Annotated in this window: 15 protein-coding genes; 11 read left to right on the forward strand and 4 right to left on the reverse strand. The window is 55.7% G+C overall.

Annotated elements, in window-relative coordinates:
* A complete protein-coding gene (locus tag HMPREF9238_RS00505; RefSeq protein ID WP_016443478.1) occupies positions 1-798 on the forward strand; it encodes an HAD-IIB family hydrolase in 798 nt (265 codons plus the stop codon).
* Here the strand turns inward: HMPREF9238_RS00505 and HMPREF9238_RS00510 are convergent.
* Positions 795-1,664, reverse strand: coding sequence for a TrmH family RNA methyltransferase (locus HMPREF9238_RS00510; RefSeq protein ID WP_016443479.1), 870 nt, complete (start codon positions 1,662-1,664; stop codon positions 795-797). The two genes, HMPREF9238_RS00505 and HMPREF9238_RS00510, sit on opposite strands and share 4 nt — an antisense overlap.
* Positions 1,665-1,751: 87 nt before the next feature.
* Between HMPREF9238_RS00510 and HMPREF9238_RS00515 the strand changes: the two genes are divergently transcribed.
* Both HMPREF9238_RS00515 and HMPREF9238_RS00520 read left to right on the forward strand, forming a co-directional pair.
* Positions 1,752-2,258 carry a hypothetical protein gene (locus HMPREF9238_RS00515; RefSeq protein WP_016443480.1) on the forward strand — a complete coding sequence of 169 codons (507 nt, stop codon included), beginning with the start codon at positions 1,752-1,754 and terminating at the stop codon, positions 2,256-2,258.
* A gap of 86 nt (positions 2,259-2,344) precedes the next feature.
* Complete coding sequence (locus HMPREF9238_RS00520) at positions 2,345-3,391, forward strand: quinone-dependent dihydroorotate dehydrogenase (protein WP_016443481.1); 1,047 nt, start codon at positions 2,345-2,347, stop codon at positions 3,389-3,391.
* A 34-nt stretch (positions 3,392-3,425) separates the two neighbouring features.
* Here the strand turns inward: HMPREF9238_RS00520 and HMPREF9238_RS00525 are convergent, their stop codons facing one another.
* Positions 3,426-4,028, reverse strand: a complete 603-nt coding sequence (locus HMPREF9238_RS00525) for a DUF3043 domain-containing protein (RefSeq protein ID WP_040316548.1) — start codon at positions 4,026-4,028, stop codon at positions 3,426-3,428.
* Between the two features lie 95 nt (positions 4,029-4,123).
* On the opposite strand from HMPREF9238_RS00525, the gene HMPREF9238_RS00530 reads away from it, so the two are divergent.
* The 5 genes from HMPREF9238_RS00530 to HMPREF9238_RS00550 all read left to right on the forward strand — a co-directional run bounded on the left by HMPREF9238_RS00530 (position 4,124) and on the right by HMPREF9238_RS00550 (position 8,430).
* Positions 4,124-5,470 carry a dipeptidase gene (locus HMPREF9238_RS00530; protein WP_016443483.1) on the forward strand — a complete coding sequence of 449 codons (1,347 nt, stop codon included), beginning with the start codon at positions 4,124-4,126 and terminating at the stop codon, positions 5,468-5,470.
* Positions 5,467-6,516: a glycerate kinase gene (locus HMPREF9238_RS00535; RefSeq protein WP_016443484.1), complete on the forward strand. Its 1,050-nt coding sequence runs from the start codon at positions 5,467-5,469 to the stop codon at positions 6,514-6,516. Before HMPREF9238_RS00530 ends, HMPREF9238_RS00535 begins: the two co-directional genes overlap by 4 nt.
* 77 nt (positions 6,517-6,593) lie before the next feature.
* Positions 6,594-6,938 carry an iron-sulfur cluster insertion protein ErpA gene (gene erpA / locus HMPREF9238_RS00540; protein ID WP_016443485.1) on the forward strand — a complete coding sequence of 115 codons (345 nt, stop codon included), beginning with the start codon at positions 6,594-6,596 and terminating at the stop codon, positions 6,936-6,938.
* Between the two features lie 21 nt (positions 6,939-6,959).
* Complete coding sequence (locus tag HMPREF9238_RS00545) at positions 6,960-7,952, forward strand: FKBP-type peptidyl-prolyl cis-trans isomerase (protein ID WP_016443486.1); 993 nt, start codon at positions 6,960-6,962, stop codon at positions 7,950-7,952.
* Positions 7,953-8,034: 82 nt separating this feature from the next.
* Complete coding sequence (locus HMPREF9238_RS00550) at positions 8,035-8,430, forward strand: hypothetical protein (RefSeq protein WP_016443487.1); 396 nt, start codon at positions 8,035-8,037, stop codon at positions 8,428-8,430.
* A gap of 60 nt (positions 8,431-8,490) precedes the next feature.
* On the opposite strand, the gene HMPREF9238_RS00555 is transcribed toward HMPREF9238_RS00550, so the two are convergent.
* Positions 8,491-9,201 carry a 3'-5' exonuclease gene (locus HMPREF9238_RS00555; RefSeq protein ID WP_051109740.1) on the reverse strand — a complete coding sequence of 237 codons (711 nt, stop codon included), beginning with the start codon at positions 9,199-9,201 and terminating at the stop codon, positions 8,491-8,493.
* A 156-nt stretch (positions 9,202-9,357) separates the two neighbouring features.
* Here HMPREF9238_RS00555 and HMPREF9238_RS00560 point away from each other — a divergent pair, with 156 nt between their 5' ends.
* The 3 genes from HMPREF9238_RS00560 to HMPREF9238_RS00570 all read left to right on the forward strand — a co-directional run bounded on the left by HMPREF9238_RS00560 (position 9,358) and on the right by HMPREF9238_RS00570 (position 12,933).
* Positions 9,358-10,173 (forward strand): lysophospholipid acyltransferase family protein, encoded by an 816-nt coding sequence (locus tag HMPREF9238_RS00560; protein ID WP_016443489.1) that lies wholly within the window; start codon positions 9,358-9,360, stop codon positions 10,171-10,173.
* A 101-nt stretch (positions 10,174-10,274) separates the two neighbouring features.
* Positions 10,275-11,498, forward strand: a complete 1,224-nt coding sequence (locus HMPREF9238_RS00565) for a pyrophosphate--fructose-6-phosphate 1-phosphotransferase (RefSeq protein WP_016443490.1) — start codon at positions 10,275-10,277, stop codon at positions 11,496-11,498.
* A gap of 79 nt (positions 11,499-11,577) precedes the next feature.
* Positions 11,578-12,933 (forward strand): class II 3-deoxy-7-phosphoheptulonate synthase, encoded by a 1,356-nt coding sequence (locus HMPREF9238_RS00570; protein WP_016443491.1) that lies wholly within the window; start codon positions 11,578-11,580, stop codon positions 12,931-12,933.
* A gap of 66 nt (positions 12,934-12,999) precedes the next feature.
* On the opposite strand, the gene pknB is transcribed toward HMPREF9238_RS00570, so the two are convergent.
* The gene (gene pknB / locus HMPREF9238_RS00575) at positions 13,000-15,204 is read right to left on the reverse strand and encodes a Stk1 family PASTA domain-containing Ser/Thr kinase (RefSeq protein ID WP_016443492.1); all 2,205 of its coding nucleotides are present in this window, start codon (positions 15,202-15,204) and stop codon (positions 13,000-13,002) included.
* Position 15,205: the final 1 nt, after the last annotated feature.

A 15,205-nucleotide genomic window follows, 5' to 3' on the forward strand; every position in this document is an offset into this window, starting at 1 on the left:
ATGGTGGCAGTTTTGCCACCATCTTTTGCATTTGGGGGAGTCGTGCAACTAAAGCTCGTAGTGTTCGATCTGGATGACACGCTCGCGCCTTCGAAATCTAGTTTACCCAGCGAGGTCGGTAAGCAGTTGCGCCGCCTCCTTGACAGGGCGGAAGTACTGGTGATTTCTGGAGGCACCCTGGAGCAATTCCAAACGCAACTACTCGCGAACCTGAATGCAAGTGAGGAGCAGTTGCGCCGCCTCCACCTCATGCCAACCTGCGGAACGCGCTACTACCAGCGTGAAGATGGAAGATGGCAAGCGCGCTACGCCCACGACCTCGACGAAGCGGCAAAACAGGGCGCTATCGCCACGTTGGAAAAGTGCGCGAAAGAGCTAGGTTTGTGGGAAGAAAACCCGGCGGGCGAAATCATCGAAGATCGTGGCAGTCAGATCACGTATTCAGCCCTTGGCCAGCAGGCGGCGTTGGAAGCAAAGCGAGCATGGGATCCAACCGGGCAGAAAAAAGCGAAACTGCGTGACGCGGTTGCCCCGCTAGTACCGGACCTTGAAGTGAGGTCGGGCGGATCAACCTCGGTGGACATCACCATGAAAGGCGTAGACAAAGCCTACGGGATGGCTAAAATCATGGAACAAACCGGCTTCACGAAAGACCAGATCGTTTTTGTTGGCGATCGCCTTGACCCGCAGGGCAATGATTATCCCGTCAAAAAAGCCGGATTTGAAACCATTTCGGTAGGGGGATGGCAAGACACGGTGGGTGTCATCGCGCATCTGATTGACACGCAACTAGCCTAGCGGCGACGCGTCGCCCAAAAGGCCACCGCGCTGGCCGCTGCAACGTTAAGCGAATCTACGCCGTGACTCATGGGGATCATGACGGAACTGTCTGCCGCGCGAATCGTACGTTCCTTTAAGCCATAGCCTTCCGAACCAAGAACCCACGCAACCTTCATGTTCGGGTTGTCCTTAACGCGACGCTCAAAATCGTCCAGGCGAATCGTGTTTTCCCCCAGTGCGAGCGCTACAACGTGGAATCCGAGGTCGTGGAGCGGGCCCATGTCTGGCCACGTTTCGAGGCGAGTCCACGGCACTTGAAACACTGATCCCATGGATACCCTTACCGACCGTCGGTACAGAGGATCGGCACAACTTGGCGTCACTAGCACCGCATCAACATCGAGAGCCGCCGCCGAACGGAAAATAGCTCCCACATTCTTGTGGTCAACAATGTCCTCAATGATGGCGATGCGGCGGGCGTGTGCGATTACCTCCTGGACCGGAGCCAACTCACGCCTATACATGGCCGCCATAGCGCTACGATGCAAGTGGAACCCGGTGATTTGTTCCAATACGTCCTCACTGGCTACAAAAACGGGAATGTCTGCTCCCTCAGGCCCCAAACCCGCCAGGACGCCTTGCATTGAAGCAAGCCACTTTTGCGGAATTAGAAAAGAGCGCGGCTTATATCCGGCTTCCAGGGCACGCTCAATAACGTTCTTGGACTCGGCCATGAAAAGACCACGTTCTGGCTCTAAACGCGAACGCAACTTCACGTCCGTGAGCGACGTGTAATCCAAAAGCCGCTGATCGCTTAGGTCTTTTACTTGAATAATCACCTGGTCATTATCGCACCTGTGCTTTATCCCCAGGGTGTCCAGCATCCGCGTATCCACACTTGTCCCGCATTAGAAGCTGTGGGCAAGGCAATTGCGGCCAGCATTGACACGTGCATATGAAAGGAGCACCAAATGTTGGTTGAGGAAAAACGGGGATGGACTACCGAAATTGGGATTAAGCGAATTCTGGAGCCATACATGGCTTGCATGGATAGTAATCAGGCAGACGAGGAGCTCGAAAGCTTTACGCCATTTCATGGTCTTGGCGCGCCGGCCGCACAGACGCTTTTGAAACTCTTGCCCAGTCAGCAGTTGCAAGGCCGACAAAACTACGGGCCAACCACACTCCAACTACTTGAAGCGGCGACCACCCATCCGGGCGAAGTGGAACTGGTGGGATATGCGATTGGTCCCGCCCGCCCCGATGAACGGGTTAGCATCGAGGGATTTGTCTACTACGGGGCGCCCGATTTTCACGTTGAGCCATTTCATGAACTCACCTGTGAGTGCGATGCCCTGTGGGAACATCTTGAGCAAAAGCTCGTCTTAGACTCCGCGCTTGACCGCCCCGACGAAATAAGAAAGATAAGACCGTCTTGGAATCCGGGTCGGGAAGGCTGGTGGGTCTGGTGGGATTAATCGCCACCAGTCACAGGCGCGCGGGGTAAATGTCCATTAGTGCTTCGCTGTGCATTCGCCTCGTTGCGCCAATGTAAGCTAAGGGCGTGTACAGGTGGATTTTTGATTACGGTCTGGTTCACACGGACCCGGAGATAGCACACGAAGTAGCAATCAAGGCGATTGAACTTGCCGGCTCAAACCCGGTTACGAGAGCCGGCATGAGTATGGTGTTTGACAGCGCCGACACCTCCGTACCGGCGGGCGCAACATTCCTGCCGCGCAGACTAAAGGGCAGGCTTGGACTAGCTGCCGGCATGGATAAGAACGCATGCGCGGTTGAAGGCATGGCGGCTATGGGATTCGGTTTCTTGGAAATCGGAACGGTAACACCCCGCCCGCAGCCAGGAAACGACAAACCAAGGCTTTGGCGCCTTCCCGAATCCCGCGAGATCCGCAATCGGATGGGTTTCAATAACGATGGGGTAGAGGTTGTAAAGCAGCGGCTGAAGAAGCTGCGTTCAACGCCTTTTGGTAGGCAGATTGTTGTGGGCGCAAACATTGGCAAGAACAAGGTAACGCCTAATGAGGACGCGGCGCTTGATTACGAGATATGCGCTCGTGAGTTGGCGCGTTTAGTTGATTTCCTAGTCATTAACGTGTCCTCGCCCAATACGCCCGGGCTGCGGAGCCTGCAATCTGCTAAGACCTTGCAGCCGATCATCGAGACCACCTTGCGGGCCGCGCGTAAAGCTGCGGGTAGGGACGTTCCTGTGTTTGTGAAGATTGCGCCTGATCTTGCCAACGAAGACATCCTCGAAGTTGCAGATCTTGCTAAAGAACTTGGCCTCGCCGGCATAGTGGCTGCCAACACGACGATAAACCACAAGCTGGGAGAGGGCGGGGTTTCTGGCCCCAGATTGTTGCAGCGCGGCCTAGAGATTGTGAGGATGCTACGCGAACGGCTAGATCCGACACAAACAATCATCGCGGTAGGTGGAATCTCAACCGCTGAAGATGCTTTGGCGTACCTCGACGCGGGAGCTGACCTGCTGGAAGCGTTTACCGCGTACATCTACGAGGGACCGGCATGGCCGGGAAAAATCAACCGCGCAATAGCGAAATCCCGTGCGGAAGGCGCCTACGCCAACTAGGTGCGCGACGAACGGGCTAGCTTCGTATTACTGTCTACTTTTCTGGGTGCTCGCCGCGCTTGACTTGCGGTCGAGGCTGGCGCCACCTGCGCAGCATGATCATGCGGGAGAACGTGTAGAACCAGTTGCGAATCCACGGTTCATTGGGCCACTTCTGCGTCACGATCTTCTTGATCTGCAGGTTGATAAGAATCGATTCGAACACCGAGAAAATCAGCAGGCCGTAGGTGACGTAAGTGACCACCTGGACAACCAGTGCGGCGGTTTCGGGAGTGGTTAGTCTGGCCAGGAAAATCATCGAGAACATGGCGATGATCAAAACTAACATGGAGGGAAGTACGAACTCGGCCAGAGTCCAACGCGCATCCACGTAATCGCGTGTGAACCGGCGGATCTTGCCCTTGTCTCGCGCCGGCATATAGCGTTCGTCACCGGTTTCCATTGCGCGCTGCTGGCGCTCCCAAATAGCGTTTTCGCGCTCGCGCCTCCGGCGCTTAGCTTCGCGCCGATCCTTGGGGATCATGGGGCGACGGTTCGCCGCCTCAGCCTCTTTGCGAGTCCTAGTAGGGCGCCCCTTGCCAACTACTTCGTGAGCCTGTTCGTCGGACTTATCCTTAGACTTTTCTTTTCCAAACACGATTCCAACTTTACCTGAGGGCATCGGAAGGCCTAAATAACAGGCCGATCATAGCAGTATTGCCGAATGGTTCCAAGGTGTTTAACGTAAGGAGGGTGAACATTAGACAGCGACTTGAAGAGCAGTTCGACCAGTTTGTACGCGAACTCGAAGATATTATCCGTATCCCCTCCGTTTCCTCAGCCTCCTTTGACCAGTCAGAGGTTGAGCGTTCGGCTAAACACGTGGCGTCGAGGTTCGAAAGCCTCGGCCTTGAAACACAAATCTTGCGCGCACCGCGCCCCGATGGAACGGACGGTGCCCCTGCAGTTGTGGCGAAGACCCCGATGATCAAGGCAGCCCCAACCGTTCTGCTGTACGCCCACCACGACGTTCAACCGGGCGGGGACCTACAAAAGTGGATTGGAAACCCATTTGAGCCGCAAATGCGGGATGGGCGCCTGTATGGTCGTGGCTCTTCCGATGACGGTGCCGGAATTGTCGTTCACTTCGGCTCGCTGAGCCTGCTTGGCGATCAACTCCCCGTAAATGTAACGGTTTACATTGAGGGCGAAGAAGAGGTTGGTTCCCCTTCGTTTGAAAACTTCCTCACCAAGTACCACAAGCAGCTCGAAGCGGACTACATCATCGTTACTGATTCCGATAACTGGAAGCCAGGCAAGCCCGCGCTGACCTCCTCACTGCGTGGAGTAATCGATGCAACCGTAACGGTTCGCATGACCGATCATGCGATGCATTCGGGCATGTGGGGCGGCCCAGTCCTCGATTCTGTTACTGCGGCGTCACACCTAATTTCCACGTTCCATAACGAGATGGGTGAGGTTGCGATTGCCGGTCTTGCCGGTTCTAAAGATGCGGATGTGGTGTACGACGAGGCAGAGTTTAGGGCCGAGGCCGGCCTGCTAGAAGGAGTGCAGATTGCCGGATCTGGTGACCTCGCATCGCGCATGTGGACCCAGCCTGCAGTGTCTATCATTGGCCTCGATGCGACCTCCGTTGCGCACTCGTCAAACACCATTTGGCCGGAGACGAAGTTCAAGGTTTCGGTACGTACCGTGCCAGGTACTGACGGTAGGGAAGCCATGGCGGCACTTGAGCGCCACATCATGGAAAACCGTCCGTTCGGGGCAGTCGTGGAGTTTGAACCCGGTGAGATTGGCCCCGGCTATCAGGCGGATCTGGAGTCGGATGCGGCAAAAATCGCGCACGAGGCTCTGTCGCAGGCGTGGGGAGTACCTTCGGTAAACATTGGCGTGGGTGGTTCCATCCCGTTCATTTCTACGTTCCAAGAGCAATTTCCTAGCGCGCAGGTAATCGTCACAGGTGTTGAAGATCCCCTTACTAACGCGCACTCTGAAAATGAGTCGCAGGATTTGGGCGATCTGAAAAACGCCATTTTGGCTGAAGCATTAATGCTGCAAAAGTTTGCGGAGAAAGCGTGACCTACACCTTCAACCGCGTAGCGGTTGCCGGTGAGCGGGCTACCCTCGAAAGTAAGGATGTAGCGAGCATCATCGCTACCATTTTCCAGGGCGCTATAGCCGTGGAAGAGGTTGACCTGGAGCCGGCTCACGCGGCTACCAACCTTGACAGTAGGGGAATGCATGTTTGCGCGAGGCAGCAGTTGGGCAACATCGAAGCTTGGGCGCCCGAAGGTAAAACCACCTGGGTGGTGGCGGGCCACGATGAGCCGGCCGCCAATCCGGTCACGACGTTGCCGCAAAGCCTGACGAATAATCCTGAAATAGGTGCAATCGGAACCCTAATGCAACTGGCCGGCATACCTGCTGAGTGCGCATTCGCATCCGTGGCTGAGGTTAACACGGCCATCGGAACGGAAAACCTGGGCGGAGCGAACACTGCCTGGTTCGAAAACCGTGACCTCCTGGCTCAGGTGCGCGGACGTGCGCTGGACAAGATTGGGAATCGTAGCCTAGCAGTTGCAAGTGCTACCGAACGCCCGCTACTGGGGTTGGACTCAACGCTGGCTCAGGGCTACGGTGGGAACGCTTTGAATGTGGTTGGGCAACACGCCGTGCGTGCATTGACGCAGTTTTACCAGCAGTTCAGCGATATTGCCCAGGCGGAACAGTTAGCGCCTGCCTCTACTTCTTTTGCGCGCGCCGTTGGCTCAGGTGCAGGGCTTGGAATCGGAGCGCTGGCGCTTGGACTGCGCGGACAGCTAACCGGCCTTCCCGAAGTATTGGCAGATGCTTTCAATCTGCGCCAGCACGTTGCTGCGGCCGACCTCGTAGTCGGGATTATCGATACCCTTCATCCGCAAACCATCGCGGATTCACCGATTCGAATGTTGACAGCACTGGCTGCCGAGTACGCGTTACCGTGCATCCTGTTCACGCACGAAAGCTCCTTGTCCAAGCACGAGCTGTCCGAGTGGGGCATCCACCAGGCGTATGTGATTGATAGGAGTAAAGCAAACAGTGACGTTAGCCGCATATTGGCCGGAACGTGGATCAGAAAGCGGTGAAGCAAGTGGTGCAAGATGCCAGTCCAGTACGGTTCAGATTAGAGTAAGCACTGATACGCACAAGCGATAGGAAGAAAATGTCTGACGAATTTCCAACTCATGAGATTGAGCTAACCGAGAATGCCGCCGCAAAGGTGAAGAGTCTACTAGAGCAGGAAGGCCGCGATGATCTGCGTCTGCGCGTTTCCGTCTCTCCTGGTGGCTGCTCCGGCCTCATCTACTCACTTTACTTTGATGAGCGAATCCTAGATGGCGATCACATTCGCGATTTTGACGGCGTTGAGGTGATTGTAGACCGGATGTCCGTGCCCTACCTTAACGGCTCAACCATCGACTTTTATGACACCATTGAGCGGCAGGGGTTCACCATCGAAAATCCGAATGCAACCGGCACCTGTGCGTGCGGTGAGTCTTTCCACTAAATCTTTACTTAGGAATTAATTGTGAAACGTAAACTCGTATCCCTAGCCCTGGCCACCACCCTCACTGCAGGCATGCTCTCCGCCTGTTCGGACGAAGCCGACAAGACGAAACCTAGCGAAACCGGTGAGACTACGGCCACCACCAACGTTGCCGACGACGTACCTGTTGATCGTAACTACGATGGGGAGATCCCTGAAATCGGTGGCGAGTGGGGTAAGAGCGTAACTTTCACAGCCGCCAAAGGCGAAGAACCTAACGTAGTTGTTGCAAAAACACTCATCGAGGGTTCTGGCGACGAAGTTGGCCTTGATGACGTAGTTGCTGCGCACTATCACGGCATGCTGTGGGATGGCACGGTATTTGATTCGACGTTTGACCGCGCCCCCGAGGGGAAGAACTCTGAGCCTTTGGTATTTAGCCTCAATCAGGTCATTAAGGGCTGGAAACATGGCCTCGCGGGCCAGCGGGTGGGCGACCGTGTTGAGCTCGTCATTCCCGCCGCCTATGGCTACGGCGAAGCCGGTGCAGGAGATAAGATTCCCGGCGGCGCTACCCTGGTATTCGTGGTTGATCTGGTGGGAAAACTTGATCCCACCAACACCTCCGCCCTCAAAGATGCGAAAGTGACGGATAACAAGCCACCTGCGGGGCTTTCAATCGATGGTCCGCTGGGAATGAAACCAACTATTGCATTTGACCATGACGTGAAAGCTCCCATCGAGGCCACGGCCATCGAACTGGCAGCGGGTAACGGACCAAAAATCGGCAAGAACGATGCGGTAAGCTACCACATCACTGGCTCTCAGTGGGGTAAGGGAGATGAGGCAGATTCAACTTGGGACATGGGGGTAGCGGATTATTCCCAGCGAGCGGTTGGGAACACGCTGGGGTTTGAAAACATGAACGTTGGAAGCCGCGTTCTGGTTATCCATCCCGATACCCAAAATCCAGAAAATGCGATGGTCTTCGTAGTTGATATCACGGGGGCCATGGACGTTTCCCCCGTTCAATAGCGTCGGTTTGTAACCGTTCCCTGGGCCAATACAATAAAGTATTAGGTAGCTCGCGCAGAGTTTAGTTTCATAGGAGAAAGACATGTCTCAAACGGATGAGAAGGACACGAACAAGATCCTCCTCTACAGCGACAATTCCGAGTTCCGCGCTAACGTCATCGAAGCGGTTGGCATTCGCCCTGGTGCAGGCATGCCAAAGGTGGAGTGGGTAGAGTCTGCCACCGAAGAGGGCGCTGTAATGAAGTACAAAGAGGGCGAATTCGACCTCCTCATCCTCGACGGTGAAACGCAAAAGGTCGGCGCAATGGCGCTTTTACGCCGCTTGGAGGTGGAGTTCGACACCCTGCCTCCCTCGATTACGATTCTTGCGCGCCAGCAGGATTCGTGGATCGCAAAATTCTCGGGCACCACAAAGATGCTGTACTACCCGATTGACCCAATCGAGTTGCAACAGACGGTAACGCAACTACTTTCGTAACGGATTTTGATTGTGGGCGGCTGGAAACAGTCGCCCACAAGTCATATACAGGAGAGTTATTCAGAGGCGATCGGTGCGGGAGCGAGAGATGTTGTCGAAGCAGGGTAACTCTTTCAGATCCGCAAAGTCGGTTCCGCCAAGTTTCCTAAGCTCAGCGACTAAACCAGCAAACACTTGCGCGGTGGCAGTAGCGTCCGCAAGGGCGCGGTGCGCGCAATCGTTAGAAATCTTGAAATGGCGCATCAGGGTGCCAAGCCGGTGATTCGATACTAGAGGGCGGGGGAGGAGCGCGCGGGCGAGTGCGAGGGTGTCCACCACGCTTGGGCAGGGCCACTCAACGTTAGCGGCGGTAGCTGCTCGCGTTAAGAAACCACAGTCGAATGAGGCATTGTGCGCAATCAAAATGCTACTTTCGAGCTGTGCGAAGTGAAGAAACTGGCGAATCGCCTCATCTGGATGCGGCGCATCCGCCACCATTAGATCGGTGATTCCCGTCAGTGCGGTGATTTGGGGAGGAATCTGCATTTGCGGATTAACCAGGGTAGTAAAAGTGTCTACGATCTCGCCGTTTTTGAGTCTGACAGCACCGATTTCAGTCATCTGCGAGTCGGCTCCAAGTCCGGTGGTTTCGAGGTCCACCACCACGTACTCGCGCCTCCAAACATCGCCCTCGAAATCGTTTGCACTGCCTTCGTCTCGAGCGAATAGGGCCGGCTCGGCTAAGTGTGGCGTGTCGAGATTTATACGGTTTCCAGATACGCGCCTCATCATCACCAATCCCTTTGAAAAACCAACCTTCTAAGCGTATCGGATGGTGGGCGCAAGATGACACTATGGAGTGGAAGGTACCAAGGCGTCATAAACTGTGAAAGCGAGTACTAGACTGAACAATTAGTGTCGCATCTCGAAGCCAACCAGGAGGAAAGCGTGCTTTACCAGGTACTCAAAACAGGGTTTGGACCTTTATTGAAGGCTTTCTATCGCCCCTGGATTCGTGGGAAAGAGAATATCCCCGCTACCGGAGCTGCCATTCTCGCTTCAAACCACCTGGCCGTATTCGACTCGGTGTTTTTGCCGCTCATGATCGACCGTGAGGTCGTATTCATGGGCAAGTCCGACTACTTTACCGGTAAGGGACTCAAAGGTAAGGCAACTGCTAAGTTCATGCGGGCAGTTGGCACTATTCCGGTTGACCGCTCCTCTGGCAAGGCCGCGGAGGCGGCTTTGCACACCGGGTTGGCGCGCCTGCAGGAAAATGAGCTGTTCGGCATTTACCCTGAGGGCACGCGTAGCCCTGACGGTAAACTTTACCGCGGCAAGGTGGGCGTTGCCCGACTCGCCCTCGAATCTGGAGCGCCCGTTATCCCGGTCGCGATGATCGGAACAAACATCGCCCAACCGATTGGGCAGAAGATCCCCAGTCGTCACCGCGTGGGCATAGTGATTGGTGAACCTCTGGATTTCTCCCGCTACCGCGGCCTCGCTAAAGATCGATACACGCTCCGCGCTGTCACCGACGAAATCATGTATAACCTTATGACGCTGTCCGGGCAGGAATACGTGGATCTTTACGCCGCTGATGTCAAGGCGCAGCTGGCCAAGGAAGGTAAGTTTGCCGGTCCTGTCCCCGCCGGCGCTAAGGCTCCAGGTGGACGCGAAGTGCCAGATGTGAGCGTTCCTGAACCCACTGAAGCCGATGAGGTTGTTGATCTTTCCAAGAAACTAAAAGAAGAGAAAGACTAAGCGATAGGGAAAGCGGCCCTAAAAGTCTGCAAAATGTTTTCAATGTAGACTGAAGACGTGCAAAGCTGTGCAAACCAGTTTTCTAACTGAAAGGTTCTTAGATGTCAGTCAAGCGAGTTGCTCTACTAACTGCCGGTGGATTCGCACCGTGCCTGTCCTCAGCCGTAGGAGGGTTGATTGAGCGCTACAGCGAACTAGACCCAACGATCGAAATCATTGCCTACCAGTACGGATATCACGGCCTCCTCACGGGAAACTACGTGACCGTCACGCCGGAAGCGCGCAAGAAGGCGGCGCTACTCCACGAGTTTGGTGGCTCGCCGATCGGTAACTCCCGCGTGAAGCTCACGAATGCTAAAGACCTGGTGCAGCGCGGCCTTGTTAAGGAAGGCGAGGATCCGCTGAAGGTCGCGGCCGAGCGCTTGCGCGCAGACCACGTAGATGTCCTGCACACTATTGGTGGCGACGACACCAACACCACTGCGGCGGATCTTGCGCACTACCTGCACGACAACGACTACGAACTCACTGTTGTTGGTCTGCCAAAGACCATCGATAATGACGTGATCCCGATCAGGCAGTCGCTGGGCGCATGGACCGCAGCAGAGCAGGCCTCAATCTTCGCGCGCAATATCATTGGTGAGCACCGCTCTAACCCGCGTATGCTGATCATTCACGAAGTAATGGGTCGTAACTGTGGCTACCTCACAGCGGCAGCAGCATACGACTACCGCAAGTGGTGGAAGCAGCAGGAATGGGCTCCCGAACTTGGTCTCATGAAGGAACGCTGGGACATTCATGCTGTATTCGTTCCGGAAGACCACGTTGAGATTGAGCGTGAAGCGGAACGCCTGCGCGCCATCATGGACAAGTATGGAAACGTGAACATCTTCCTGTCTGAAGGTGCTGGCGTTGCGGAAATCGTTCGCGAGATGGAAGAAAACGGTGAAGAGGTACAGCGCGACCCGTTCGGTCACGTAAAGCTTGACACCATCAACCCGGGCGAGTGGTTTGCAAAGCAGTTCGCTAAGCTGATTGGCGCTGAGAAGGTCATGGTGCAAAAATCCGGGTACTTCTCGCGTTCAGCGAAGGCTAACCAGGATGACCTGCGCCTCATCAAGTCAATGACGGATTATGCGGTGCAGTGCGCCCTTGAGGGCACCTCGGGCGTTATTGGCCACGATGAGGAAGATGGGGACCGCCTCAAGGCTATTGCGTTCAAGCGCATTGCCGGCGGTAAGAAGTTCGACATCAACACTCCGTGGTTCCAGGAAATGATGGCTGAGATCGGCGAGCGCGTCTCGCCGGCTCCGGCAGTTGACTAACATTTAACGGTTCTCGGCGCGCATTCCAGCCTGCGGGATGCGCGCCGAACTTTTACGCGGAAGGTCTACCCTAAGGTATATGATTACGGATCAAAGTTTCCCGTGGAATTCGTGGCGTAGCTTCCCTGCGGCGCAGCAGCCGGACTACCCTGACCCGGACCATTTGAAAGCGGTCATAACCAAGCTTCGCAAACGCCCGCCCCTAGTTTTTGCCGGTGAGGCTGACTCTTTGCGTGAACAGATGGGGCGTGCTGCGCGCGGCGAATCCTTCGTGCTGATGGGCGGGGACTGCGCCGAAACGTTTGACGGTTCCACTGCTGATCAGATTCGTTTAAAGATTCAAACTTTGCTCCAAATGTCGGTTGTATTGACGTATGGAGCATCGCTACCCGTAGTTAAGGTGGGGCGAATCGCCGGCCAGTACGCCAAGCCGCGTTCATCTGATACCGAGGCGCGCAATGGCAAGATTTTGCCGTCCTACCGTGGCGATGCGGTCAATGACATCGCGTTTACGGAGGAAGCGCGGGTGGCTGACCCGGAGCGCCTGCTGGAGACCTACCAGCAGTCCGCAGCCTCGCTCAATCTGATTCGTGCATTCACAAAGGGCGGTTACGCGGACATGCGCCGCGTCCACACTTGGAATCGTGGATTTACTAAGAATCCGGCGTACGCACGCTACGAGGCTCTAGCCAGCGAAATCCATCGCGCAATCATGTTCATCGAGGCAGCGGGGGCCGACTTCGAGGCGCTGAAGGTGGTGGACCTCTACTCCGCACACGAGGCGCTCCTACTCGAATACGAGGCGGCTCTGACTCGTATTGATTCACGTTCGGGCCAGCTGTACAACACCTCCGGTCACTTCCTATGGATCGGTGAGCGCACGCGCCAGCTTGACGGTGCTCACATTGAGTTGTTGCGCGAGGTTCGCAACCCCATTGGGGTGAAGATCGGCCCGTCGGCCACGCCGGAAGAAGTAATCGGTCTAATCGACAAGCTGAACCCCGATGGGGAGGAAGGTCGCCTCACCATCATCACTCGCATGGGCGCAGATAAGATCCGTGATGTTCTTCCAAATATCGCGAGCGCGGTGGCGCGCGACGGCCGGCCGGTTGTGTGGATTACCGACCCGATGCATGGAAACACCATTGAAACTGCAACGGGTGTGAAGACTCGCGACTTTGACACCATCATGAACGAGGTTGAAGGTTTCTTTGCGGTGTTGCAGGAAAGCTCCCTGGTTCCGGCCGGTATGCACATTGAGCTCACTGGAGATGACGTTACCGAGGTGCTGGGTGGGTCGGAAAACCTGGACGAATTGCGTTTGAATGAGCGCTACGAAACGAGGGTGGATCCAAGGCTTAACCACCAGCAGTCCCTAGAGATCGCTTTTCGGGTGGCGGAGCTACTTAGGCAGAGCGAAAGTTTTGATGAGTAAGGAGCCGGGCAACTAAACGTTTTGGGGCGCATTCCGTAAACGGATGCGCCCCAAAAGAATTACAGATCAAACCACGCGGATAGTTACGGTTGAGCCAACCTTAACCTCCGTGCCCACACCTGGATTAACAGTTGCCACCATGTCTACCAGCATGAACACTCGATCCACGTTTACCACCAGCCCCAGCTCTTCTAGAGCCGCCTTGGCTTCGGCCTCGGACATGCGGATCACATTGGGGATCGTAACGGTTTCCGGGCCCTTAGAGATAACAATTGAGACTGGGTCGGCCAGGTGCAAAATCTCATCAGCAACTGGGGTCTGGGAGATGACGACGCCCTTTTCTACCTCGTCGCTGAACTCTTCGCTTGTCTGTACCTGTAGGCCCGCGTCAGAGAGCAACTGGCTAGCCTCGGCGGAAGGCAGGCCGATAACTTTTGGCACCTTGATGGGCTCGCGGCCCTTCGAGATTACCACGTCCACAGTCGTATCGTGCTTCACGCTTTCCCCAGCAGGAATCGACTGGGAAATGATCCGTCCTTTTTCGACCTCTTCGTCGTAGGCTTCGCTCGTATCTCCACGGGTTAGTTTGGCCCCTTTTAGAAGCTTGTCGAGTTCTTCGCTGGTGGCGTTGGTGAGGTCTGGAACCTCAACCATCTCCACGCCTTTGGAAAGCAAGATGGTGACAACCCCGGCCTTGTGTACGCGTTCGTCTGCCGATGGGCGCGTATCAATAATGATGCCGGCGGGAACAACGTCGTCAAACTTTTCTTCCACCACGCTTTGAATGTCTAGCGCGTCGAGTTTGGCGGTGCCGTCTTTCAGGTTTGCGCCGGCGATGGCGGGAACATCAATGTAGGAACCGGGCCCGTACTCGAACCACCACCAGGTGAAACCGCTTCCTGCGGCAACGAGTAGCGTGATGATGGTTGCAATGATGAGGGGAGCGCGCTTGCTCTTTTTAGGAGTAGCCGGCATGGTGCGCACGGATGTGGTTGGCTTCGAGGCGGGAATAGGAAGCGCCACGGTCTCACCGCGCAACTGAATCTTGTGCGTAGTCTCGGCCGTAACCTTTGGGGAAACATCGGCCTTGCGCGCAAGCAGTGATTCGGGAAGCTGTGAACGGATACGTACGAGGGTTTCCAGGGCTTCTCCCGCACTTTGCGGTCGATCATTGCGGTCACGTGCGGTGAGGGAACAGACGAAATCGTCAACCTCGGAAGGAATCCAAGATTCGCGTGCGGAGGGCGGAGGAATATCTTTTTCCGCGTACGTTTTCACTATCTGATAGACGGAAAGATCTTCAAAGGGGGTGTGTCCGGTAAGGATCTCGTACAGCATAATCCCGACGGAGAAAAGGTCAGAGCGGGCATCTGCGTGCTCGCCAGCAGCCAGCTCTGGGGCGAGGTAAGCCACCGTGCCCATTACTGATCCGGTGGAAGCGGCGGAAACGTCTGAAACTGCGCCCGCCAGGCCAAAGTCTGCAACTTTGAGGTTGCCATCGTTTGGCACGAGGACGTTTTCGGGCTTGATGTCGCGGTGAATGACCCCGCCGCGGTGTGCGGCTGACAGGGCTTGAAGGACGGTTTCGGTGACTGCCAGGCAACGATCGAGAGTAAGCGCGCCCTCCTCGTTCAAAAGGGTGCGCAGGTTTGATCCGTGTACCAGCTCCATAACGAGATACCCGGAGCCTTCAATAATGCCCTGGTCAAAAACTGTCACAACTGCGGGATGGATTATGCGCGCTGCAGAGCGGGCTTCCTTGCGGAATCGATTTACGTAGTCAGCTGATTGCGCAAGGTGGGGGTGCATCACTTTGATGGCCACCGGGCGCTCCAACCGGTTGTCGTATGCCACGTAAACGGTGGCCATACCGCCGCGAGCCAAAAGACGTTCAATCTTGTAACGCTCGTCTAGAACCATGCCAACTAGGGGGTCAGTTAGCTTGGATGCCGAATCTTGCGCTGCCGACTTCGGGGGCTCGTCGGTTTGGTCGTCATCATCTGATTGTTTTTTCGTAACGTGATCTTCTTCGCGGGCCTCATCTTTGCTGGAAGAGTCTTGACGGTGCTCCCCAGTAGGGGACTTGGCCTCGCGCGCCGCGTCATCTTCGGCCAAGTCAGAAGGTGGTTCGCTGCCCGGCTGAGCGTCATCCTCTAATCCCGGCGCAGGGGGAGGCGGCATGTCGGGGTTATCGTCCCCCGCCTGCTCGCGCCAATTTCTAAACAATCCCACGCCGCGATTGTACGTGTAAAGCCCGCAAATGTTGAACACT

This window comes from Gleimia europaea ACS-120-V-Col10b (assembly GCF_000411155.1).
In the GTDB taxonomy this organism is placed as follows: Bacteria; Actinomycetota; Actinomycetes; order Actinomycetales; family Actinomycetaceae; genus Gleimia; species Gleimia europaea_B.

Excerpts from the sequence above, each read along its gene's own strand:
- HMPREF9238_RS00570 (WP_016443491.1), top strand. The coding sequence starts at position 11,578 with ATGATTACGGATCAAAGTTTCCCGTGGAATTCGTGGCGTAGCTTCCCT.
- HMPREF9238_RS00550 (WP_016443487.1), top strand. The coding sequence starts at position 8,035 with ATGTCTCAAACGGATGAGAAGGACACGAACAAGATCCTCCTCTACAGC.
- erpA (WP_016443485.1), top strand. The coding sequence starts at position 6,594 with ATGTCTGACGAATTTCCAACTCATGAGATTGAGCTAACCGAGAATGCC.
- HMPREF9238_RS00505 (WP_016443478.1), top strand. The coding sequence starts at position 1 with ATGGTGGCAGTTTTGCCACCATCTTTTGCATTTGGGGGAGTCGTGCAA.
- HMPREF9238_RS00565 (WP_016443490.1), top strand. The coding sequence starts at position 10,275 with ATGTCAGTCAAGCGAGTTGCTCTACTAACTGCCGGTGGATTCGCACCG.
- HMPREF9238_RS00515 (WP_016443480.1), top strand. The coding sequence starts at position 1,752 with ATGTTGGTTGAGGAAAAACGGGGATGGACTACCGAAATTGGGATTAAG.
- HMPREF9238_RS00555 (WP_051109740.1), bottom strand. The coding sequence starts at position 9,201 with ATGATGAGGCGCGTATCTGGAAACCGTATAAATCTCGACACGCCACAC.
- HMPREF9238_RS00510 (WP_016443479.1), bottom strand. The coding sequence starts at position 1,664 with ATGCTGGACACCCTGGGGATAAAGCACAGGTGCGATAATGACCAGGTG.